This window comes from Flavobacterium sp. WC2430 (assembly GCF_040822075.1).
Taxonomy (GTDB): Bacteria; Bacteroidota; Bacteroidia; order Flavobacteriales; family Flavobacteriaceae; genus Flavobacterium.
In genome coordinates, this window is sequence record NZ_CP162007.1 from 1,566,940 (window position 1) to 1,590,198 (window position 23,259).

At 29.4% G+C, this 23,259-nt stretch carries 20 protein-coding genes; all 20 read left to right on the forward strand.

The window, feature by feature from the left end; all coding sequences use genetic code 11:
• Positions 1-12 precede the first annotated feature (12 nt).
• The 20 genes from AB3G36_RS06815 (at position 13) to AB3G36_RS06910 (ending at position 23,259) form a co-directional block, all read left to right on the forward strand.
• Complete coding sequence (locus AB3G36_RS06815) at positions 13-1,257, forward strand: oligosaccharide flippase family protein (protein ID WP_367757264.1); 1,245 nt, start codon at positions 13-15, stop codon at positions 1,255-1,257.
• Between the two features lie 4 nt (positions 1,258-1,261).
• The gene (locus AB3G36_RS06820) at positions 1,262-1,699 is read left to right on the forward strand and encodes a serine O-acetyltransferase (protein ID WP_367757266.1); all 438 of its coding nucleotides are present in this window, start codon (positions 1,262-1,264) and stop codon (positions 1,697-1,699) included.
• The gene (locus AB3G36_RS06825; protein WP_367757268.1) at positions 1,696-2,658 is read left to right on the forward strand and encodes a glycosyltransferase; all 963 of its coding nucleotides are present in this window, start codon (positions 1,696-1,698) and stop codon (positions 2,656-2,658) included. The genes AB3G36_RS06820 and AB3G36_RS06825 overlap by 4 nt, the downstream gene beginning before the upstream one ends.
• A gap of 16 nt (positions 2,659-2,674) precedes the next feature.
• Positions 2,675-3,211, forward strand: a complete 537-nt coding sequence (locus tag AB3G36_RS06830) for a serine O-acetyltransferase (protein ID WP_367757270.1) — start codon at positions 2,675-2,677, stop codon at positions 3,209-3,211.
• A 9-nt stretch (positions 3,212-3,220) separates the two neighbouring features.
• A complete protein-coding gene (locus tag AB3G36_RS06835; RefSeq protein WP_367757272.1) occupies positions 3,221-4,411 on the forward strand; it encodes a hypothetical protein in 1,191 nt (396 codons plus the stop codon).
• Between the two features lie 9 nt (positions 4,412-4,420).
• Positions 4,421-5,653 (forward strand): hypothetical protein, encoded by a 1,233-nt coding sequence (locus AB3G36_RS06840; RefSeq protein WP_367757274.1) that lies wholly within the window; start codon positions 4,421-4,423, stop codon positions 5,651-5,653.
• Entirely contained in the window at positions 5,583-6,368 is a 786-nt protein-coding gene (locus AB3G36_RS06845; protein WP_367757276.1) for a glycosyltransferase, read from the forward strand. The genes AB3G36_RS06840 and AB3G36_RS06845 overlap by 71 nt, the downstream gene beginning before the upstream one ends.
• Before the next feature lie 68 nt (positions 6,369-6,436).
• Positions 6,437-6,988, forward strand: coding sequence for a WcaF family extracellular polysaccharide biosynthesis acetyltransferase (locus tag AB3G36_RS06850; RefSeq protein WP_367757278.1), 552 nt, complete (start codon positions 6,437-6,439; stop codon positions 6,986-6,988).
• Between the two features lie 11 nt (positions 6,989-6,999).
• Positions 7,000-7,746 (forward strand): glycosyltransferase family 2 protein, encoded by a 747-nt coding sequence (locus AB3G36_RS06855; protein WP_367757280.1) that lies wholly within the window; start codon positions 7,000-7,002, stop codon positions 7,744-7,746.
• A 48-nt stretch (positions 7,747-7,794) separates the two neighbouring features.
• Positions 7,795-9,213 (forward strand): undecaprenyl-phosphate glucose phosphotransferase, encoded by a 1,419-nt coding sequence (locus AB3G36_RS06860; RefSeq protein ID WP_367757282.1) that lies wholly within the window; start codon positions 7,795-7,797, stop codon positions 9,211-9,213.
• 272 nt (positions 9,214-9,485) lie between these two features.
• A complete protein-coding gene (locus AB3G36_RS06865) occupies positions 9,486-10,280 on the forward strand; it encodes a polysaccharide biosynthesis/export family protein (RefSeq protein ID WP_367757284.1) in 795 nt (264 codons plus the stop codon).
• A gap of 9 nt (positions 10,281-10,289) precedes the next feature.
• Positions 10,290-12,665 carry a GumC family protein gene (locus AB3G36_RS06870; protein ID WP_367757286.1) on the forward strand — a complete coding sequence of 792 codons (2,376 nt, stop codon included), beginning with the start codon at positions 10,290-10,292 and terminating at the stop codon, positions 12,663-12,665.
• Between the two features lie 383 nt (positions 12,666-13,048).
• Positions 13,049-15,475, forward strand: a complete 2,427-nt coding sequence (locus AB3G36_RS06875) for an SLBB domain-containing protein (protein ID WP_367757288.1) — start codon at positions 13,049-13,051, stop codon at positions 15,473-15,475.
• A 9-nt stretch (positions 15,476-15,484) separates the two neighbouring features.
• Positions 15,485-16,552: a Wzz/FepE/Etk N-terminal domain-containing protein gene (locus tag AB3G36_RS06880; RefSeq protein WP_367757290.1), complete on the forward strand. Its 1,068-nt coding sequence runs from the start codon at positions 15,485-15,487 to the stop codon at positions 16,550-16,552.
• Between the two features lie 147 nt (positions 16,553-16,699).
• Positions 16,700-17,959, forward strand: a complete 1,260-nt coding sequence (locus AB3G36_RS06885) for an oligosaccharide flippase family protein (RefSeq protein ID WP_367757292.1) — start codon at positions 16,700-16,702, stop codon at positions 17,957-17,959.
• A gap of 36 nt (positions 17,960-17,995) precedes the next feature.
• Positions 17,996-19,183, forward strand: coding sequence for an oligosaccharide repeat unit polymerase (gene wzy, locus AB3G36_RS06890; RefSeq protein WP_367757294.1), 1,188 nt, complete (start codon positions 17,996-17,998; stop codon positions 19,181-19,183).
• A 13-nt stretch (positions 19,184-19,196) separates the two neighbouring features.
• Positions 19,197-20,333: a hypothetical protein gene (locus AB3G36_RS06895; RefSeq protein WP_367757296.1), complete on the forward strand. Its 1,137-nt coding sequence runs from the start codon at positions 19,197-19,199 to the stop codon at positions 20,331-20,333.
• Positions 20,334-20,570: 237 nt separating this feature from the next.
• Complete coding sequence (locus AB3G36_RS06900) at positions 20,571-21,650, forward strand: glycosyltransferase (RefSeq protein WP_367757298.1); 1,080 nt, start codon at positions 20,571-20,573, stop codon at positions 21,648-21,650.
• Between the two features lie 107 nt (positions 21,651-21,757).
• A complete protein-coding gene (locus tag AB3G36_RS06905; RefSeq protein WP_367757300.1) occupies positions 21,758-22,423 on the forward strand; it encodes a TylF/MycF/NovP-related O-methyltransferase in 666 nt (221 codons plus the stop codon).
• 62 nt (positions 22,424-22,485) lie between these two features.
• Entirely contained in the window at positions 22,486-23,259 is a 774-nt protein-coding gene (locus AB3G36_RS06910; RefSeq protein WP_367757302.1) for a glycosyltransferase family A protein, read from the forward strand.

Genomic DNA, 23,259 nt, shown 5'->3' on the forward strand with positions numbered 1-23,259 from the left:
TTTAAAAAACTAATGATAAAGAAAATATTAAATAGTAAGAATCATAAACTTATTTCAAATTTTTCGTATCTGTCAATTTTGCAATTGTCAAATCTATTAATTCCAATTATTACTTATCCTTTGTTAATCAAAAGATTAGGAGGTGATTCTTATGGAAAAGTAGTTTTTGCCCAGGCAATTATGGCTTATTTTGCTATTATTGTTAGTTTTGGCTTTAATATAATAGGAACAAAAGAGGTAAGCATACACAGGAATAATATTACTAAGTTAAGTAAAATAGTGAGTTCAATTTTTCAAGTAAAATTTTTTCTTTTTTTCTTTTCGATAATTATCATGTTGGTATATATTCTAATTTTTGATGTACCAAAAAAAGAAATAGAACTCTATTTTTTTTCTATTTGGGTTTGTTTGAACGAATTTCTTTTTCCTACATGGTATTTTCAAGGACTTGAGAAAATGAAAAACATAGCGATAATATCAATAATAAATAAGCTATTGGTTTTGTTTTGTATAGTTGTTTTTATTAAAAAAGAGAATGATTATATTTTAGTTCCTTTAATTAATTTGATTGGTGTTGGTGTTTCATGTATAATTGGTTTATATTATTTGAGAAAAGATAACATTAAATTTAGATTGCAAAGTAATATTTCTATGTTACATTACATAAAAAAAAGCTACGTAATGGCACTATCCTTTAGTGTTAATACGATTAAAACTAATTTGAATATTATTTTAGCTAAATATTTTTTTACATATTCAGCGGTAGCTTATTTTGATTTAGCTCTTAAAATTGTTAATATATTTATTTCATTTTTAGATATAATTAGCCAATCCATATATCCAAAAATGAGTATCACAAAAGATAAAATTTTCTTAAATAAAATTCTTAAATTTTCACTTGCTGTATCTTTAATATTAATGTTAGCTGTACAAATAAGTTCAGGCCTTTTGATTAGGTTACTTGGAGGAGAAAAGATGATCGACTCAATTAATATTTTAAGAATTTTAGCAATTGTTTTTCCGATTTATATCATGGGAGCATTGTTAGGTCGCAACGCGCTTATAATTTATGGACACAATTCATCAGTATTAAAAAGCATGATTTATTCAGGAATTTTTTACGTTCTTTTTATCTTTGTTTTTTATTATTTTCTCAAAATAAATAGTTTACAATTAATCAGTATTTCTTTTGTATTATCCTTTTTAGTTGAAACAATTTACAGATATAAAGAATGTAAGAAATTCAAAATAATATAGAAAAATGTTTGAAAGAATATTAAATTTAATTAAATCCTTTTCTTCTTTTGTAATAGGGGTACTTTATAGTTTATTACTTTACAAAAAATTCAGAATTTATTTTTGTAATCATTTAACAGTTGGTATTAAATATTTACATAGTCAAAAGGTTATTTTTCCACACCCTGTGGGAATTGTCATAGGAAAGAAAGTTGTTTTAGGGAAAAATTGTATAATTTATCAGAATGTTACAATAGGTACTAAAGATACTGAAAATTATAAGGATGCAGCTTATCCAATAATTGGAGATAATGTTACAATATTTGCAAATTCTGTAATATTTGGAGGAATTACCATAGGTTCAAATTCAGTAATAGGATGTGGTTCTGTAGTTTTTGTAGATGTTCCTCCAAATTCTATAGTTGTAGGTAATCCAGCAAAAATTATTGATAATAAGATATGAATTATCCTGTACAAGTCTCAGTTTTATTGAGTGTTTATAATGAACCCGTCCAGTGGTTAAAAGAGTCAATAGATTCAATATTAACTCAAACTTTTCAGAATTTTGAATTTATAATAATAAATGATAATCCTGAAAATAGTGTTAATAAAATATTTTTAGAAGAATATACTTTAAAGGATGATCGTATTTTATTAATCAATAATTCTGAAAATATTGGACTTACTAAGTCGCTAAATAAAGGATTGAAAATTGTAAAAGGGAAGTACATAGCTAGAATGGATGCTGATGACATAGCATTTTGTAATAGATTTGAAATACAAGTTGATTATTTAAATAGAAATGAATCAATTTCAATTGTTGGATCGTGGACAAAGACTTTTGGAATTGAAAATAAAGAATATAAGTATCTTTCAAATTCAAAATTATTAAAAGCAAGTTTATTTTTTGGAAATAGAATGTCACATTCCTCAGTAATGTTTAGAAAAGAAGATTTTATAATTAACAATTTATATTATGATTCTGTTTTTTCTAAATCTCAAGATTATGAATTATGGTGTAGAGCTAGTTTAAAATTGAATCTTGCTAATGTTAATTTAGTTTTGATGATGAATAGGACTCACAGTGAGCAAATTTCGAATGCTGGGCTTAATTCCCAAAATGAATATGCTGATAAAGTAAAATTAAGATGGTTAGATAATTTGGGTTTAAATTTTAATGAAAGGGAAAAGTATATTTTTCTAAGTTTTATTAATAATGAGATATTAATAAATGATGATTTTTCAATTCTCATAACACTTTTAAAAGAAATTTTAAAAGCTAATATAACAGAAAAAATATTTGATAAGCAATCTTTTAAAGTTATGTTGTTTTATAAAATTGGTACATATTCTTTTAAAATGAAGTTTGATTTAATTTTACAACTTAAAATGTTTTCCTTTTTTTTTACTAATATTTTTTAAAAATATAAATTATAGAATGGATAAGAAAAGTTCCTCGGTTAATTTTTATGAAGCTTTCAAACTAGATTTTAAAAATAATTTCACCTATAGAAATCCTAAACCATTTATTATTGTTTTTAGTTTTAGGTTGACAAGTTTTTTTGCTCAGAATAGATATAAGTTGTTGAAGGTTATAGGATTTCCTATTAGGATATTATATAGGTTCTTTATTGAATGGTTTCTCGGAGTTGAAATACCTGATACTACTAAAATCGGACACAGTATAATGATTCATCATGGTGTAGGTTTGGTTATAAACCCTAAGGTTGTAATAGGGAACAATGTTGTATTAAGACATAATACTACTCTTGGTCATAAAACCGATAAAGAAGGAAATTGCCTAGGTGCACCAGTGATAGGGAATAATGTTGATATAGGTGCCAATGTGGTTATTTTAGGTAGAGTAAATATAGGTGATAATACAATTATAGGAGCTGGATCAGTAATTGTTAAAGATGTTCCTTCTAACTCAGTTGTAGTCGGAAATCCAGCTAAAGTAATTAGAACTTTTTAGATTATAGATATGAATATATTGACAATTTCGACATTATATAATAAAGGAGGTGCTGCTTATATTGCAAAAACTTTACATAGTGGCCTCAAAGAGGAAGGTTTTAATTCTAAGTATTTAGTTGGTTATGGGAAAAGAGGCTTGAAAGAAAACTTAATTGATAAAGATTTTATATTTTCAAGATATATATTTCCAATCATACCTCATATTAATTTATTTTTTCATAAAATTATAGGAAAAGATTTATTCAGTCCTCTTAAGAAGCAGTTGACCAAACAAATACAATCAGCAGATGTTGTGATTTGTCATACTTTACATTCTTATTTTATAAATTTTGATTTTTTATTTAAAATATTTAGAGAAGAAGGGAAAAATAAAAAAATAATAATGGTAGCCCATGATTCGTGGCATTATACGGGTAGATGTGCATTTATTTATGATTGTGATATATGGAAAAAAGGATGTGAAAAATGTCCAAACCTGAATTATTATCCTTCATCATTATTTTCAATCGCAGCTAATGAACGTAAAAACAAAATTAATGCACTTTCATGTATTCCTAATTTAATTTTTGTTTCACCTGCACAATGGATTTGCAATGATCTTAAAGTAGTTTACCCAAATCATACTATAAAAGTTATTAGAAATGCAATTGAAACAAGCCCTTTTGAAAACATTACTAGAAATTATCAAATCCGTAATACAATTCAAATATGTGTTTCAGCAGTTGATTTATCCCAACCTGGTAAGATTGATTTAGTATTAATTGAAAGTTTATTAAGTTCAGGAGTGCAGATTCATTTTATTGGTAAGAATAATCCTTTTAAAGAACATGGAAATGCAATCGATCATGGATATGTTTCTGATAGAGAAAAATATATTGATATACTTACAAAGGTGGATTGTTATCTTTTCTCTTCATCGATAGATATTTACCCTACTGTTTTGGTAGATGCGTTATGCGTTGGTAATTTTGTTTTTTATACAAAATCGAAAGGTGCATTAGAAATTATGGAAGCAGAAAATTCTTGGTTAGGAAAAAGAATTCAAAACTCTTTAGAAATTGTAGATGCATTATCAAGTGGAAATTTTATTGACATTATCAAAAATGAAGATTTGAGAGAGGTTAAAAGAAACAGCGCATTGTCTTTTTATAATAAAACTAGGATGGTTGAAGAGTATACTAAACTATTCAATAATTAATTTATTGATATGAAGGGAAAAAAATGGTTTTTATTAACGGTTACAATTCTTATATCGTTACATCTAAAAATAGCTAAAGTTGCTAATTTCGATATTTCTTTGGCTTTTGTTTTAATTCCTTTTTGGGTATTCTCAACTTTTCAGATTAATTCAAAACAACATATCCAAAAAGAATTGGGTTATTTGGCTTTAATTTTTTTATTGCCGTTTGTATCTCTAAATATTACTAATTGGGTTGAGTTTTTTAACACTTATGCTCAGTTTGTTATTAGTTACTTCTTGGTTGTCAGAGCTTTCGGAAAACCATTAAAAGTATCAAGAATAGTTATTGACAATACACTCTATAGTTTTCAAAAAATCTTATTAATAGTTGTTCTAATTCAGTTTTTTTTTGTTATTATATTGGGTTACAGAACTTTTTTTAACCTTTTTGGGGAGTATCAACTTTATTATCAACTTGATTTAGAAATAGCTAAATATAGAATGAAAGGATTTTATCTTGAGCCAAGCTATTTAGGATTTGTATGTTTAAATGTTTATTGGACAAGATTATATTTAGGTAAAACTTTCAAGTTATTAAATTTAAATTTATTCATAACACTAGGAATTTTGTTTTTTGTAAATTCAGCATTCGCATATGTTTCATTAAGTATTATAGTGTATTTAGAATTATTAAGCCTTAATTACAAAAATAAAGCTTCATCATTAATATTGTTCGTAATTTTTTTATTTACTTTCATTTTTCTAATTTTCTTTTCAAATGATTTGTTTTTATTTTTTAGATTAAATGAATTTTCTAGCGGCTCTGATGATATATCATCGGGTTTTATGCGTGTAACACTGCCTTTTAAGATAGTATATAAATTAATTTTTGAAGATGGTTATTATTTAGGTTTAACTTTTGGCCAATTTGACAGTTATGTTGAAAAAAAAATGATGGGTTTTGCAGAAACAAAAATTAGTAATAGTTTTTTCCTAATTTTAGGATATTTTGGCCTAATTGGATTTATAATCTATGGTTCTTTAATTTTAAATTATATTAAGACTAACAGTAAAATTATAAAATCTTTTATCATTCTATCTTTTTTAAATCTAAATAATTCAGGTGCTTTTATGACATTGCAATATGTTTTTGTAGCCTTTTTATTACCTTTTTTAGCAATTAAATATTATGAAAATAAAATTATCAATAATAACAGTAGTTCGCAACGACAAAAATGGTCTAATTCAAACTTACAATAGTATTAAATCTTCCTTAGGAGAAGCAGTTGAATGGATCGTTATTGATGGTAAATCAACAGATGGAACTATGTTTTTTTTAGAAAATTTAGATTGTCCATATTTAAAATGGATTCACGAATCTGATAGAAATATGTATGATGCAATGAACAAAGGTACATTAATGGCTAGAGGCGAGTATTTACAATTTCTAAACGCTGGTGATAGTTTACTTAAGTCATTGGACCAATCTTTTTTAATTGGACTAAATACGACAGATTTAATATTTTACAACATATCGAAATTAAATATTAATGGTATTAAAATTAATTGGTCTCTTCCTTCTGATTTTTTGAATCATTTGGTAAAATATCCAAGTATACCTCATCAAAGTACATTTATAAAAAAGGAATTATTTGAAAAGGTTGGTTTGTATTGTGAAAATTTTAAGTATTTAGGTGATTATGAGTTTTTTTGTAGAGTTTTTAATAACGATAAGTATAATCCATCATGTACTTTTCGTCTTGATTTAGTTTTAGTCTCATTTATTTGTAATGGGGTAACGTTTAACTATAGGTTGTCATTAAAGCTAATGAAGGAGTGTGTAGTTATTCAAAAGCAGTATTATAATAAAATTTATATACCAACTATCTTAATGTATATTTCTAAATATGTTTTAAGTTACATTCCTGGAACATTAAAAATTGCAAACTCAATGCGTAGAATTATCAAGCATTAATAATTTTTGTTTACCATATGTAGTTGTCTATATTATTGAAGTATTTTGAAAGTAATAAGTAATTTTTTATGAATTCAAAAATAAATTTATCAAGTTTTGATGCTAGTAGTGGTTTAGATAGAGGTGTAAATAAGCTAATTGAAATTCTTTGGTATTTATTAAAGATATTTTTTTTTCTGTCTTCATTCCCATTTCCATCTAAAATCAAAGTGTTTATTTTGCGTTGTTTTGGAGCTACTATTGGAAAAGGTGTTGTTATTAAGCCAAGAGTCAATATTCATTTTCCTTGGAAGTTAGTTGTAGGGAATCATGTTTGGATTGGTGAAGAAGCCTTTTTATTGAATTTTGAGCAGCTTTACATTGGCAATAATGTTTGTATTAGTCAACGCGCTTTTCTCTGTGGAGGAAATCATGACTATAAAATACCTTCGATGCCATATCGTAACGGGCCAATCACTCTTCAAGATGGGTGTTGGGTGGGTGCTAGTGTCTTTGTAGGTCCTAATGTAACGATTGGTATTGACTCAGTTGTTTCAGCAGGTTCTGTGGTTACGCAATCGCTAGAAAAAAATGGAATTTTCAGAGGGAACCCAGCACAATTAATCAAAAATCGTTGGTAAAAAATAAAATTATGCGCATTTCTATCATTACTATTTGTTACAATCGCAAAGCTACTATTGCAAAAGCGATAGAAAGTGTTTTGAATCAGGATTATCCCAATATCGAATACATTATTATAGATGGGAATTCGTCAGATGGGACAAAAGACATTATTGAATCTTACTTGGATAAGATCTCTAAATACGTTTCAGAACCAGATCAAGGCATGTATGATGCTATTAATAAGGGTTTACATCTGGCTACTGGTGATGTCATTGGTTTGATGCATTCGGATGATGCCTTTTATGATACTGGGGTAGTTTCTAAAATTGCCACCAAATTTGAGAATGAATCCCAAACAGAAGGGATTTATGGGAATGGGGTCTATGTTACCAATGATGCTGAAGAGAAATTAGTTCGCAACCGCATTGGGGGTGCCTATAATTTTAATAATTTAAAATCAGGCTGGTTACCGTTGCACCCCACCGTTTATTTAAAGAAATCGCTAATGGAAAAATATGGGGTTTATGATTTGAATTTTAAGATTGCCTCAGATACCGAGTTTTTATTACGCTATTTATTTAAATACAAAATCAAACTAAGTTATCTAAATGAATACATTGTAAAAATGAGAATGGGTGGCTTAAGTACAAGCTATTCCAGAGCTTTTGAAGTATTAAAAGAAGATTACGCTATTTATAAGTTCCATAATGTCAACCCTATTCGTGCCGTTTTTCAAAAGAAACTACAAGCGCTAAGTCAATATTTAAAAAAATGATATTTGATTATTATATGCTAGTACCAATTTATAATTTTTGAATCGTATATGTCCATCTTAAAAAACCTTGCCTCTTTACGTATTTCCCGTTACTTTAAAATTTGTTTTGTTGTATGGGATTTGTTATTATTGAATGTTGCCATAACTTTTTCTTTTTGGTTGCGGTATGGTTCAGTAGATAGAATTGATCTAAAAGAGGTGCAAACCATTTCGCTTTTATCCAATTTGTTTTGGATTGTTATATTATTGTATAGAGATGCCTATAGAATTATACGGGTAGAACGAATTGAGACGATATTGATTCGAATGTTTAAACATCTCATTATTCATACTGCCTTAATTGCTATTTTTGTAACTGTTTTAAAATTTCATGAAATTTCTCGGGTACGCTTGTTTTATTTTTATGTTGTTTTTTTTATTATGCTTTTTATTTCAAGAGTTTCCTTTATGAAAATATTGAAATACATTCGATCGAAAGGGTATAATTTTAAGAATGTCATTATTATTGGGGCTAATGATGCAGGTGAAAATATAAACAGAATATTATCCAAGGACTTAACGTTTGGCTATCGAATCCTTGGTTTCTTCGACGAAATAGTAGACCCTTTCGCCTTTATATCGGGGCCCATTTTGGGTGATTTTGATGCAATTGAAGCGTATATTATTACAGAAAACGTAGACGAGATGTATGTAGCGTTGCATATCGACAATATAGAGATTATCAATACATTAACAGCCCTCTGTGAACGCTATATGGTCCGAATTAAATTCGTACCTGATTTTCAACAATACACTCGGTCCCGTAAAGTAGAAATTACTTTCTATGAGAACACTCCAGTATTAATGTTACGAAAAGAACCGCTAGAGAGTACTATTAATCTGTTGTTAAAAAAAGCGTTTGATTTAATTTTTTCTATTTTGGTTATTGTATTGATCTTTCCATGGCTATTTCCTATCATCATTGTCTTAATGAAAATGGATTCCCCTGGTCCCATCTTTTTCAAGCAAGAACGTTCTGGAAAAGAAAATGAATCTTTTCTTTGCTGGAAATTTAGAACCATGCAGGTAAATGCTAGTTCAGATTATCAACAAGCTACCAAGAACGATGCAAGAGTAACCAAAATAGGGGCATTTATGCGCAAAACCAATATTGACGAGTTGCCTCAGTTTTTTAATGTTTTTATAGGGAATATGTCTGTTGTAGGACCCCGTCCACATATGTTGCGACATACCCAAAAGTATTCTGAATTAATCAATAATTATTTGGTCCGTCATTATGCCAAACCAGGAATTACGGGTTGGGCTCAAGTCAATGGCTATCGTGGAGAAACGAAAGAGTTGATCGAAATGAAAGACCGAGTAGATTATGATATATGGTATATAGAGAACTGGAGCTTATTACTGGATATAAAAATAATTTACCTGACCGTTTACAATATTTTTAAAGGGGAAGAAAAAGCGTATTAGAGCTGAGAAGTGAATAGTGTTCTGAGGTTAAGATTGAGAATTGGACAGTAATAACATTCAATATTCTGTAATTCGTAACAAAGATCTGCAGTTATTAGTTAAGTTAATTAGCAGATGTGTTTTTTATGAACTAGTGAGTTTTTATACTTGGTTTCGATAGTCAATTGGAAATGACTTTTATCAATTTGGCTTTGTAGATAAAACCGAATAAGGTTTTTTATCTGTAAAAAAAAATAATGCCTATATTTGTGGCATTTAAAAATTAATGACTTATGAAATACTTTTCTTTGTTTAAGAAAATGGTTCCCGTTTTTTTTGCTATACTTTTCTTTTCTTGTGCTTCTAGAAAAGATATAGTTTATTATCAGGATATTGATGGTACACCGTCTATAGAAAAAGGAAATTCGTATGAAATTACCATACAACCAGACGATTTATTGATGATTATTGTTTCTGCCGAAGATCCTGAAATTGCAGCACCTTTTAATCTGAAATCGATATCAGTTCAAAATGCAGGTAAACTAGATTTGGTTACGGGACAACAAACACAGCAGTTGTATTTAGTAGATGCTAGCGGGTATATTGAATTCCCTGTGTTAGGTAAATTAAAAGTAGGAGGATTAAGTCGCACCGAGTTACTTCAAATGTTGCAAATGAAAATAGGCGTTTATATTAAAAACCCAATAGTTAACCTTCGTATCATGAATTTCAAAGTTTCGGTACAAGGAGAAGTAAATCTCCCAGGAACTTACACTGTTGCATCGGAAAGAGTCACTTTAATTGAAGCTTTAACCATGGCAAAAGACTTAACTATTTATGGTAAAAGAAATAACATTTTAATTATTAGAGAAATTAATGGAGTGAAATCCTATAATAGAGTAGATATTACCAATGCAGATTTTATCAACTCCCCTTTTTATTACTTGGCTCAAAACGATGTGGTTTATGTAGAGCCTAACAAAAACAGAATAAACGGAGCGGCGATTGGACCTAATACTGGAGTGATAATTTCCATATCCTCCTTGTTAATCACTTTGATCACTTTATTAATTACGACTACAAAATAATTTTTTTACATGGATAATAACAATTTTGAAGATGATTTTGAGAATGATTTTGATTTAAAATTATTTGTTAACAAATATTTGGTTCATTGGCAATGGTTTGCTTTGGCAATTTGTTTGGGTTTACTGGGCTCTTTTTTATATTTAAGATATACCGTACCTCAATATCAAACCACCACAACAATTTTAGTAAAAGATGAGAAAAAAGGCGGCATGCTTTCGGAATTGTCTGCTTTTGCTGATTTGGGCGTGGGTGGAGGTTTGAAAAGTAATCTGGACAATGAAATTGAAATTTTAAAATCAAGAACCTTAGTCGAAATCACGGTAAAAAAACTGGATTTAAATACGAGTTTGATCGTCAATGGAAAAATATCGGATCGTGAAATTTATCAGGATGTGCCCATTTCTGTTCGTTTTTTGGATAAAAAAAATAAATTTTATGAAAGTACTTTTGACTTAGATTTTAAGGAATTAAGTGCGTCAACTTTTGAATTGATAGATCAAATGAAAACTGATTCTTCCTCAGTTGTACTGGGCAATACAAGTCAATTTCAATATGATAAGCCTATTAAGACTCAATTTGGTGATTTGGTTATTAGTAAATTAATAAATGATACCTATCCTGCAAGTAAAACTGGGAAAACGATTAGAATACATGTTAGTCCTCTAGAAGATATAGTTCAAAGTTTTCAAGATCGACTTATAGTAGAACCAGTTAGTAAAACGAGTAGTGTAGTAGCTATTTCTATAACTGATCCAGTTATTAAAAAAGCAGAAGCGTTTTTAAATAATTTAACTCAGATTTATAATGAAAATGCTGCAGCAGATAAAAATTTCATCTCGGAGAATACTTCTATTTTTATCGCTAATAGACTGAAATTAATTACTCAGGAACTGGACGGTGTAGAACAAGACGTGCAAACTTTTAAAAAGTCTAATAACGTAACTGATGTCGAATCGGAAGCCAAGTTGTTTATTGAAGGGGCTAACGAATACAATAAAAAAGGAGTAGAAACGGAGATACAGTTGAATGTGGTGTCTTCCCTATTGGGTTTTATTAAAAAAAGTACGAATTCCGATTTATTGCCAACCAATATTATTACTGGTGAGGGAGATGCTTCAGGGTTAATTAGTTCGTACAACCAATTGGTTTTAGACCGCAATCGAATTCTCAAATCGGCCACTCTTGAAAATCCCTCTGTTGTTAAAATGGATCAGCAAATTGCCTCCTTAAAAAATAATGTACAAACGAGTTTATTGCGCATGCAATCGAGTTTAAACATTCAAAAAAGAGATTTGAACAGAGAAGAAGGGCTGTTGAATGCTAAAATTGGTAAAATACCTGTACAGGAACGTCAGTTTAGGGTCATTGCCAGACAACAAAAAGTGAAGGAAGAGTTGTATTTGTATCTATTGCAAAAAAGAGAAGAAACAGCGATCTCATTAGCTGCGACAGAGCCTAATGCTCGTGTAATTGATGTTGCTAGAGGAGATAAAATGCCTGTTTCACCTAAAAGAAATATTATTTATTTGGCAGGACTTTTGTTAGGGTTATTGGTGCCTTTTGGGATAATCTATACCGATGATTTACTAGATACCAAGATAAAAAGTCGTTTGGATCTAGAGGGAAAAACAATGATTCCATTTATTGGGGATGTACCTACATCCGATTCTCCTTCTGAAATCATACAATCTGGAAGTAGAACAAGCTCGGCCGAGGCGTTGCGAATTATAAGAACTAATCTGGAGTTTATGTTTACCAAAGTTCCGGATGGTGAGGCGAAAACTGTGTTTTTGACATCTACTTTTCCTAGCGAAGGAAAAACATTTGTGTCTGTAAATTTAGCCGCTACCTTCGCTCTATCCGGTAAAAGAGTATTGTTAATAGGTATGGATATTAGAAATCCTAGATTAGATGAATATTTGACATTACCAGAAAGAGGAGTTACCAATTATTTGTCTTCTAAAGATTTGAAATTAGAAGATTTAATTGTGAAATATGCTGGATATGAAAATTTTCATATTCTTCCAGCGGGGATTATACCTCCTAATCCCGCTGAATTGTTAATGGGTAAAAATGTTGATGTGCTTTTTAAGGAATTAAAAACAAAATACGATTATATTATCGTTGATACCGCACCAGTTAGTTTGGTAACGGATACTTTATTAATTGCTAAACATGCTGATACTTTCATTTATGTGGCACGTGCTAACTTTTTGGAGAAACGCATGTTGAATATTGCCAATACGTTATACAAAGAAAATAAATTGCCAAACATGTGTCTGCTCTTAAATGATACTGATTCTACGAAAGGTTATGGCTATGGCTATGGTTATGGAATAAAAATGGAGAAAGATTCTTGGTATAAAAAAATATTTAAGATGTAATTAGGCCAGGGTATTTAAATTTTATCAAAAGCTCACGAAATGACTGTATTTCGTGAGTTTTTTTTTGTTATAATGCATGTTTTTGAAAATGAAGGTTTTGCCTTTTTTTTAAGATATTTAGCTACCCTGCCTTTATTTTCTCTTCTATTTTGTTTTTATAATCTCTATTTTTTTGTTTGTCTATTTCCCTTAACAATCATAGCTATTCCTATTTTTTTAGTATAAATTTGTGGAAATTTGAGAAAGGTATTCACAAAAAATGTGATTTACTAGGGCGAAGCCGTGTACTCTTTTTTAATAGTTAACTTAACTTTAAGACGAATTATCCTTTTATATCTAAAACGTAAGATTTAAAATTTGACTAATACTAATTTTAATTAAACATGAAAAAAATATTTATTGCGATTGTATTGCTATTGGCACTTTTTCAATCATCATCACTTGTAGCTCAAGATTTATTCAAGGCTCAAGATTTGAGCACGATAAAAGTGGATTATTTATCCGATAGTGATATCGCTAAGATAAAAGCTCAGCTGCAATCAAATAACGTTTCTATTGAACAAGCGGAACCAATGGCTTTGTCTAAAGGCATGCCTGCAAGTGAATTTGCTAAATTAAAAATTAGATTGGGAGAGCATTCTAGTTTGTCAAATCTTGATAAAAAAAATGGACTTAAGGGAGAATTAGAAGCCAAAGAGATCACAAGAGAACAAGATAAAATAGTCAATAAAAAAGTTAAAGACACCATTAATTCTCTAATTTTTGGTTCAGAGCTTTTTGATAACCCAACATTGAATTTTGAACCTAATTTGAAATTAGCGACACCTATGAATTATATATTGGGCCCAGGTGATGAATTGCAACTCAGTGTATATGGTGTGCAAGAATTTAATACTACTATACCAGTATCATTTGAAGGGAAGGTTAATATTCAGTATGTAGGAGAGATTCCTGTTTCAGGGATGACGATAGAAGCGGCTACCCAAAAAATAAAGGGTGCTATCGCAAGGGTATATACTAGTGTTGCTTCAGGGCAATCACAAGTAGGGGTCAGTCTAAGTCGAATAAGAACGATAAAGGTGACGTTAATAGGAAGTAGGCAACCAGGGAATTATTCTATATCCTCGTTAGCAACTGTTTATAATGCTCTCTTTTTAGGAGGTGGCCCAGGGAAAAATGGAAGTTATCGAAATATTGAATTGTTAAGAGACAATAAAGTTTACAGGAATGTTGATATTTATAAATTTTTGGTTGGAGGAGATCAATCTGATAATGTAGGGTTAAAAGACAATGATGTGATTCGCATTCCTGCTTATACTCAAAGAGTAACGGTAGAAGGGCAAGTAAAACGTCCTGGTATTTTTGAAATGAAAAAAGGAGAAACTTTTTCTGACTTGCTATCTTTTGCCTCAGGTTTTAATGAGTTTGCCTATACAGCTTCTGTTAATGTACTACAGAAGACTGCCAAAGAATTTAAGTTGAAAGATGTGCTTTCTTCGGAGTTTAATACTTATAAGCCAATATCGGGTGATATTTTTAGAATTACTAAAATTTTAAATCGATTTGAAAACCGTATTAAAATTGAAGGTGCAGTTTTTAGACCGGATACTTATTCTTTTTATGAAGGAATGCGCATTTCTGATTTAATTATAAAAGCCGATGGGCTTAAAGAAAATGCTTATAGTAAAAGGGCAAGAATCATTAGGTTAAAATCAAATTTAACAACGGAGATACTGAATGTTGATCTAGATAAGGCATTAAAAGGAAATCTGGAAGAAGATATCGTCTTAAATAAAGAAGATGTGGTAACGGTTTATTCTATATTGGATTTTGTAGAAGAATATAGAATAACCATTGATGGCGAAGTTAAAAAGCCAGGTATTTATGATTATTATGAAGGATTAACTTTAAATGATTTACTGGTACAAGCTGGTGGATTAACTGGTTCCGCTTCAAAGAGAGTAGAAGTGGCTCGAATGATTATTTCGGAAGAAATTGACAATGCGAATCCTAACAAAGCTGAATTGTTTAATATAGAAATCAGTCCGAATAATAATGAACAAGCCGAAAATTTTGAGCTGAGCCCCTTTGATGTGGTTAATATTCGTAGAATGGCAGTGTATGATAAACCAGAAATGGTAACTATAAGTGGAGCTATAAATTATTCAGGAAAATATGTTTTGGCTAATAAAAACACAAAAGTATTTGATATTATTGAACGAGCAGGAGGTTTGACGGCGGTAGCAAATAGCGAAGGTGTGAAAATAAAACGACCTATAAAAGCAAAACAAATTGAAGAATTGGAAAGCATCAATTTGAATTTGGGTAAGAAAGACAGTATTCAAAATAAATTAGAGAAAAAACTAAAAGAAGATTTGAAATTTGCGGTCATACCTGTAGATTGGAAATCGATTGTTAAAAATAAAAATAGTAATACTAATGTTACGCTGTTTCCTGGTGATGAAATAGAGGTTGCGACCTTTAATGAAGGCGTAAAAGTGACGGGGAATGTATTGTTGACTTCGGAGATTCCATATGATAATGGTAAAGGGTTTAGATATTATATCAATGCAGTGGGTGGAGTTGACGCCAAAGGGTGGAAAAAGAATGCCTATATTATTTACCCCAATGGAAAAGCCGCTGTTACTCACACTTATTTTTTTATAAAATCATATCCTAAGGTAAAGCCTGGTTCCCAAATCATTGTGCCAGAAAAGCCAGATGTTAAAAAGCTGAGTACTGGAGAATGGGTTAGTATAGGGAGTGTTATTACTAGCTTAGCGTTATTAATTATTACTACTTTTAAATAATAACTGGATATGAATATGGATAATAAGAAAATAGCCAGCCAAGAAATTACGCTAAAAGAACTCATTGATAAAGCCAAAGAGTGGTATTTTTATTTGCTTTCCCAATGGAAAGTCATTCTGCTGGCAGCTGTTGTAGGAGCTGCTTTAGGGTTAACTTATTCATTTATAAAAAAGCCTATTTATACGGCTAGTTTGTCTTTTGCATTAGAAGATGAAAAGGGTGGAAGTGGTGGCTTAGGAAGTGCACTAGGTTTAGCTAGTTCATTAGGACTCGATTTTGGAGGCGGAGGTGGTAGTATTTTTACAGGGTCTAATTTAACGGAATTGTTTAAGTCACGCTCTATGGTTGAACAAACCTTAATGAGCCCTGTAGTTTTCAAAGGGAAGACTATTTCTTTAGCTGAAATGTACATTCAGAATAACGAATGGAGAGACAAATGGAGTAGCAACCCCAAATATGCAGCTATTCAGTTTTTACCAAATTCAAAAAGGATAAACTTTACTCGTGTACACGATAGTATTTTAGGGTTAATTTATACTAATTTGTCTAAGACCGCATTGTCAGTTGGTCAAAGGGATAAAAAAATTGCAATAATTAATATAGATGTCGCTTCAACAAACGAGCTTTTTTCCAAATTTTTCTGTGAAGCCTTGGCTAATAACGTTTCCGATTTTTATATACAAACAAAAAGTAAGAAATCTCGTGAGAATATGTTTATTTTAGAAAGACAAACAGATTCCATACGAAGAGAATTAAATGGAGCTATTACTGGTGTAGCCGTTGCAATTGATAATACTTTTGGGTTGAACCCAGCGATGAATGTACGTCGAGCACCTTCATCCAGAAGACAGGTTGATGTGCAAGCCAATACCGCGATTTTGACAGAGTTGGTAAAACAATCAGAGTTGGCTAAAGTGACTTTGCGTAAAGAAACACCTTTAATTCAAATAATTGATAGGCCTATATTACCATTAGCAAAGGAAAAATTTGGTAAATCTGAAGGGATTGTTATGGGTGGCTTTATATTTGGTTTTTTAATGGTATTGGGTGTAATTTTGAAAAGGATATTAAGTTAATTCTAATTGAAGTTCATTATACAATTTCATCTTTAATGCCTTTTATATCTACCTTTCATTATTGAACTTTTACAGTTCTAAAACACTTATTAACAGTGCTTATTTAAGCTTAAAAATCTAAGATGAGAAAAAAAACGATCTTTTTTCATGAATAAATTAAGATTAATTATTTCGAAATTACGATATAATAAATTGATTATTGAGAATTATTTTTTCATGACTGTTTTGCAGTTGTTGAATTCTCTGTTTTATATTATTATCTATCCTTTTGTTATCAGGAAATTAGGGGCTGAAAATTATGGAACTTATGTATTTTCATTGTCAATAATTACTTATTTTATTGTTTTGATTTCTTTTGGATTTGACCTTCCATCTTTAAATAAAATTTCTAAAGAACCTAAAAATTTTGAATTAAAATCTAAAACCATTTCTGATGTGTTAACATCAAAATTGTATTTATTTATTGGTTCTTCTGTTCTTTTTTTTAGTGTTCTTTTTTTTGTTCAATCACTTGAGAAATATAGTGCCATTTTATTTATAGTTTATTTTCAAACTATTTTAAGTGTTTTAGTACCTACATGGTATTTTCAGGGGGTCCAAAAGATGAAAATTGTTACTTATTTCCAAATTATTTTCAAAGTATTTTCGTTGCCGTTTATATTTTTTTTTATAAGTAGCCCGAACGATTTGGATTTATTTTCTATTATAATGACATTGTCTACCTTGTTTAGTGGAATATCTATTTTTTGTTATCTTTTATTTGTTGAGAAATTGAATATGAGATTAACCTCTTTTATAGAGGTAAAAAAAACTATTTTAGAAGCATTACCGTTTTTTTGGTCCTCTTCCACGAGTATCATTCGTCAACAAAGTACTAACATTATTATAGGAGTATTTATCGGTATGAATGGGGTTGCTTATTTTGATTTGGCTTCAAAGTTAATATTGTTACCCCAATCATTGGCAATGAGTATCAACGGTGCTCTATTTCCTAAAGTAGTTTCTTCAGAAAAAATTAATAAATCGTTAGTTAAAAAGATTATAAACTATGAAATATATTTTGGGTTGTTTGTTATTGTAATGATAGCTCTTTTTGCAAAATATGCTATTTTGTTTCTTGGTGGGCAAAGTATGATGCCAGCGTATAATCTGACTCTTATGTTGAGTGTTACTATTTTGACTTGGTTAGTAGTTGGATGTTATATTAATTTTATTTTCGTTCCTCAAAATAAGTACTATTTTATTACCTATAATCAGTTTGTTGCTTTCTTCGTTTATATATTAGTTTCACTTATTGGAGTGTTAATTTATAAGGATATTTACGTAATTGTAATAGCGACTGTTATTTCAGGAATATCTGAAGTTTTTTATTGTAAGTATGTAATTAGTAAAAACAAACTTTTTTAATTAGTTAAGTCATTAATAATATAGAAATTACTTTTGTTGAATAATAATTTAATTCCATTAAAAAATGTCTTTTATTTTAGTATACTGATACAGTTTATTAGTGTAGTTCACATACTTTATGCAGGTAGTTTAAATGGAGATTTCACTGCTTTTGAAGATATAAATATGTTTGTTTTATTTCTGTCTTTTATTGCTTCCATTTGCCCATTTTATTTTTTATATCTCTATTTAAAGCAAAAAGAAATAAAAGAGTATTCCTCAATAGGTGAGATAAAATATTTTGACACAGTTGTAATTTCGTTATTACTCATTAATATTTTTTTAGCTTTAAAGTATAAGGTTGGGCGGTTAGCCAGTCATGACATTTATCAAGTTCCTTTTTTTGTTAAGCCATTTATTGTTATTGTAAATAGAATTGACGCTTATGTTATTTCAGGATATTTTATTGTTTCTAATTTATTTTCCAAAAAAAACAATATAATAGTTATTGTTTTGCTTATGATTTTATCATTGAGCAGAGCTTCTGTTTTTGTATTTCTTTTTCTAATTTTGATTTATAGTTTATCTGGGAAATTGAGTTTCAGTTTAAAGAAGCTGATTATCTTTAGTGTTATTTTCTTATTAACATTTCAATTTATCCCCTTGCTTTTTGATTACAGGGAATCATTGCGAAACGGTGACGAAGCTAAATTAATAGAGATTTTTGACACTACGGAATTAGTGAAATTTGTATTGGCTAAGTTAATTGGAAGGGTGTCTAGCTTGAGTGCAGTAGAATTTTTTTTTGAACACTACCATCAAATTGTAACGGCAAAAAAGAATATTGGTGATTTGGATTTTATTATTGAATTCTTTAGGCCTTTTTTTGGAGGATTTTTCAGAGATGAGTTAAAAAGTTACACCTATTTTTTTACCAATATTTATGATCCAAATGCAGGGAGTGATTATGGTGTAATGTATGCTCTTCCAGGTGTTTTATTATTGTCTTATATCAAGGGTATACATGTTTTATTAATGAACATTGTATTTATAATAGTTGTAATTGTTTTTATGGTACAATTAGCTTCTTTTTTATTTGGTAAGGTGTATAGAGAATTTGTTTATATATTATTATTTGGTCCTTTGATGAGTGGCGTGCCAGCTGAATTTGGGCAGCTTTTATTTTATCTTTTGGTCTTGTCGTTCCTGAAGTTATTTTATAGACAAATTATGATTAAAAATTAAAAAAAATATTTGCATGACTATTTTTATTGAACCGTTTAGGAAACCTAATGAGCACATGACTTTTCTTGTATCTTTACTTTACGGTGAATTAGCTCAGAATAAAAAAGTGGTTTTTTTCTCAAGTATTGATTATTATAATTCCATTCCCGAAGAATTTAGAAATAAAATTGAATTTAAAGAAATTAGCACTTCTAATTCATCATTACATATCATTTTTAAAATTGTAAAATTGACTATTTCAATTTTAAATACGTATAAAAATGAATCAGGTGTAAAGGTGTTTTTGCTTTCATCTAGATCATATTCGAATATTTTTTTAAAAATCCATAGTCTGTTTTTAATTAAAAGAGTTCCTGTATTTGCATTCTTACATGGGGAATTGCAGAATTTATCCTCAAAACCATCTCTTTCTCATAAATTAGATGGTATAGCCCAAATGATGTTGTATAAATTTGATTCTGTATTTAAGACAAATTTAAAGTTTGTTATTATTTCGGACTTTGTTTATAAAAAATTGTGTGCGAGATTGAATTCAGAGTTACCTCATTTTATCTCTATGGATTTACCGTATTATTATGGTCAGGAGTCGTGTCAAGGGAGCCCTGAAATGTATTCGACATTAACTATTTCCACTGTAGGAGTTAATTCTCTGAATAAGAATTCTCATTATTTGAATTTTATTGCAGATACTTTTTCTAAAGAAATCATTAATGAACAATTAAAACTTTGTATCATTGGTAGAAATGAAAATATTAAATTCAACAAATTAATTGATGTTCCAGATTTAGGGGCCCATCATTTAATGGATCCAGAAGCCTATTCTAATCGAATTTTGCAAAGTGATTTATTGGTTTTTTTTAATGAAGATGATAAATATAATTTAATTTCAAGTGGGAGTTATTTTGACTGTATTAAATTCAGAAAGCCCATGATCGCATTAAAAAATACGCAATGGGAATATAATTTTCAAAAATTTGGGGCTATTGGGAAATTATTTGATAGTATGGATGAAATGAATGAATTTATAAAAGGTATATTAGATAATAAAAAATTAATTGTTTCGTATTATGAAAAGTTAGATCAAGCAAGGAACAATACAGATATAGTTTTTAATCTTCAAAAATATTCTGAAAAATTCCAATTAAAATAAAATATTGATAGGGAACACAATATATTAGTAGCTTACCCCAAATAATTAAGGGTACAGTCAATCTACTAATGATAAAAATGGTTTGCTTATCAATGGTAACCAATAAAATAATTTTAGACTAGGAGATGTGCTTTCTTGGAAGTTTAGTTTTAGAAAATAATAAATTTTCATAGAATAATCTCCTAATAACATGTTCTTGGTGACACTTAGGACATTTTATAAATTAAATAATAAATAATGCAACATATTGTACTTTATATTAATAGTATGACTCCTTCAGGTGGAATTGAAAGAGTTATAGCTACTTTGGCTAAAAACTTTTCAACTACTTACAGGGTAACTGTATTAGTGAAAGATAATCCGACAACTTTTTATGAATTGCCAGAAAATGTTGCGATAGTGAGCCTTGATTACGAACTTAAACTTAATATGGATAGTCGTATTAGTAGAGTATTAACTTTAGGTAAGCATTTATTTGGTGTTCGAAAAAGGCTTAGCCAAAAATTTAAAGAATTAAATCCTGATTTTTTTTATATCATTAGTCCTTATGCTTGTTTAGAAACGATAGTAGCCAAAATACCAAAAAAAAAGGTAGTCGTAACAGAACATGGATCGCGATCCAATTTTAATTTTATCTATCAATGGATGAAAACGGTGTTGTATAAGAAATATCCAGTTCATATAGTACCAACTGTAGCTGATTGTAATTGGTATAAAGAAAGGGGTTTTCCCTCTGTATTGATACCCCATTTTAGATCTAATTTACCCTATGAGAGATGTGAATTGAATTCTAAAACAGTGCTGAATATTGGACGATTAACGAATGATAAAAACCAATTGGCATTATTGAGGATTTGGGATAAAATAATGAAAATTGAAACACTTAAGGATTGGGATTTGAAAATAGTTGGAGGGGGAGAAAACCAGGAGCTATTGATGAACTTTATTGCAGATAATGCTATTCCAAATGTGAGGATATTATCACCCGTATCTGACGTAGAGCGCTATTATAAAAGTTCTTCTATTTATGTTTCAACGTCACGAAGTGAAGGGTTCCCAATGGTTTTGGTTGAATCTGTCTCCTTTGGATTGCCTACAATAGCTTTTGATTGTCCTACAGGACCTGATGAAATATTGAATGACAATAGTGGAGTTTTAATACCATTAGGGGACGAAGATGAATTTGTATATAAGCTTACTGAGTTAATGTCAAATCTTGATTTAAGAATAGAATATTCAGAGAAAGCTTTTGCAAGAAGTAGTAATTGGGGAGAAGAAGAGATAATGGACAAGTGGAATACAATTTTTAGTATTTAATTATGGTTTATAAGGTTTCAGTAATAATTCCCAAGAATAATTCGGAAGATTGAATAACTATTAAAAAGTCACAGTTTAAATTTTAAATAATTAGTAATTAATGTAATATGAAAAATAAAATTCTTCGATTAGTAAAATATTTATTTTTTAAATTGCCTTTATATCGATACTTCCTTCCAGTAATGAAATTTGATATGTCAATTTCACAATTGAATTTCATTCTTAATACTTTAGATGAAGTCAAAAATGATGGAGCTGTTGTAGAAATTGGTGTTGGTGGAGGGGCAACATCTATGGTAATTAATAAATTCATGAAAAATATGCCTGTAAAAAGACGTTTTTATGCAATTGATACGTTTTTTGGGTTTACAAAAGAAGACATTCTATATGAACAAAATAACAGAGGTAAAGTAGATAATTATTTATATTATAGATCAAACAGCAAGGAATGGTATACAAAAACATTAATTGCACATGGTATAAATGATGCAACTGTTTTTAAGTGCGATGCTAAAGAATTTGATTATTCAGTTATTGGGAAGCTTGCATTTTGCCTTTTTGATGTTGACTTGTTTAAGCCTACAGAAGCTGTGCTTCCAAGGTTATACGAATTATTGGTGCCTGGAGGAGTAATAATTGTTGATGACTGCCAATCAGAATCATCCATATATGATGGAGCGGGAGAAGCATATCGATTGTTTTGTTCAAAAATGGGTTTAATAGAAGAGATTGCATTTGAAAAGCTAGGGGTTATAAGAAAGCCTCTTTTTTAAAATAGTATTAAATTGAAATGAGATTACCAATTAATAGATTGGTTAATATTTAAATTAAAATTATGATTTCTGTAATAATTCCAATGTATAACGCTGAATCTACAATAGAAACCTGTATAGTTTCTGTATTGAATCAAACTTATAAAGGAAAAATAGAAATAATCGTAGTAAACGATGGTTCGAAAGACAATTCGCAAAGAATTGTAGAAGAAATCATTAAAAACAATAGTTCGGTTATTGACATACAATTAATAAATAAAGAGAACGGTGGAGTTTCCTCTGCAAGAAATAAAGGGCTAGCTTTAGTAAAAGGAGATTATATTGCCTTATTGGATTCTGACGATGAGTGGTTGATTGATAAATCCGAAAAGCAAATGGATGTGTTTTCTAAAAATCCTGAAATTGGTTTTGTTGGGGGATTAATTACTAAAGCGAGTAAAGAAGAGCCTAAAATTATATTTATATCATTATCCAAATTAATTTTTAAAAATTATTTTCAACCTTCAACTGTTATGTTTAAAAGAGAGGTAATTAATAAAGTTGGTTTTTTTGATGAAACTCAAAAATATGCCGAAGAAGGTAATTATTTCATGAGAGTTGCTAAAAATTACACCTGTGTTTTACTAAATGAGCAATTAATTTTATACGGACAAGGAAAAGTAGGTTTTGGTGTTAGTGGTTTAAGTGCCAATCTCAAAGAAATGGAGAAAGGAGAACTTAGAAACCTATCTTTTGCATACCAACAAAATTTCATTTCCTTATTTACTTATTTGATTGCTGTTTTTTATTCCATTTTAAAATATTTTAGGAGAATATTGATTGTAAAATTTAGATAA

Coding starts and splice junctions, on each gene's coding strand:
- AB3G36_RS06875 (WP_367757288.1), top strand. CDS start 13,049: ATGAAAAAAATATTTATTGCGATTGTATTGCTATTGGCACTTTTTCAA.
- AB3G36_RS06885 (WP_367757292.1), top strand. CDS start 16,700: ATGAATAAATTAAGATTAATTATTTCGAAATTACGATATAATAAATTG.
- AB3G36_RS06910 (WP_367757302.1), top strand. CDS start 22,486: ATGATTTCTGTAATAATTCCAATGTATAACGCTGAATCTACAATAGAA.
- AB3G36_RS06835 (WP_367757272.1), top strand. CDS start 3,221: ATGAATATATTGACAATTTCGACATTATATAATAAAGGAGGTGCTGCT.
- AB3G36_RS06895 (WP_367757296.1), top strand. CDS start 19,197: ATGACTATTTTTATTGAACCGTTTAGGAAACCTAATGAGCACATGACT.
- AB3G36_RS06900 (WP_367757298.1), top strand. CDS start 20,571: ATGCAACATATTGTACTTTATATTAATAGTATGACTCCTTCAGGTGGA.
- AB3G36_RS06850 (WP_367757278.1), top strand. CDS start 6,437: ATGAATTCAAAAATAAATTTATCAAGTTTTGATGCTAGTAGTGGTTTA.
- AB3G36_RS06865 (WP_367757284.1), top strand. CDS start 9,486: ATGAAATACTTTTCTTTGTTTAAGAAAATGGTTCCCGTTTTTTTTGCT.
- AB3G36_RS06860 (WP_367757282.1), top strand. CDS start 7,795: ATGTCCATCTTAAAAAACCTTGCCTCTTTACGTATTTCCCGTTACTTT.
- AB3G36_RS06820 (WP_367757266.1), top strand. CDS start 1,262: ATGTTTGAAAGAATATTAAATTTAATTAAATCCTTTTCTTCTTTTGTA.
- AB3G36_RS06880 (WP_367757290.1), top strand. CDS start 15,485: ATGAATATGGATAATAAGAAAATAGCCAGCCAAGAAATTACGCTAAAA.
- AB3G36_RS06840 (WP_367757274.1), top strand. CDS start 4,421: ATGAAGGGAAAAAAATGGTTTTTATTAACGGTTACAATTCTTATATCG.
- AB3G36_RS06845 (WP_367757276.1), top strand. CDS start 5,583: ATGAAAATAAAATTATCAATAATAACAGTAGTTCGCAACGACAAAAAT.
- AB3G36_RS06870 (WP_367757286.1), top strand. CDS start 10,290: ATGGATAATAACAATTTTGAAGATGATTTTGAGAATGATTTTGATTTA.
- AB3G36_RS06830 (WP_367757270.1), top strand. CDS start 2,675: ATGGATAAGAAAAGTTCCTCGGTTAATTTTTATGAAGCTTTCAAACTA.
- AB3G36_RS06855 (WP_367757280.1), top strand. CDS start 7,000: ATGCGCATTTCTATCATTACTATTTGTTACAATCGCAAAGCTACTATT.
- AB3G36_RS06815 (WP_367757264.1), top strand. CDS start 13: ATGATAAAGAAAATATTAAATAGTAAGAATCATAAACTTATTTCAAAT.
- AB3G36_RS06825 (WP_367757268.1), top strand. CDS start 1,696: ATGAATTATCCTGTACAAGTCTCAGTTTTATTGAGTGTTTATAATGAA.
- AB3G36_RS06905 (WP_367757300.1), top strand. CDS start 21,758: ATGAAAAATAAAATTCTTCGATTAGTAAAATATTTATTTTTTAAATTG.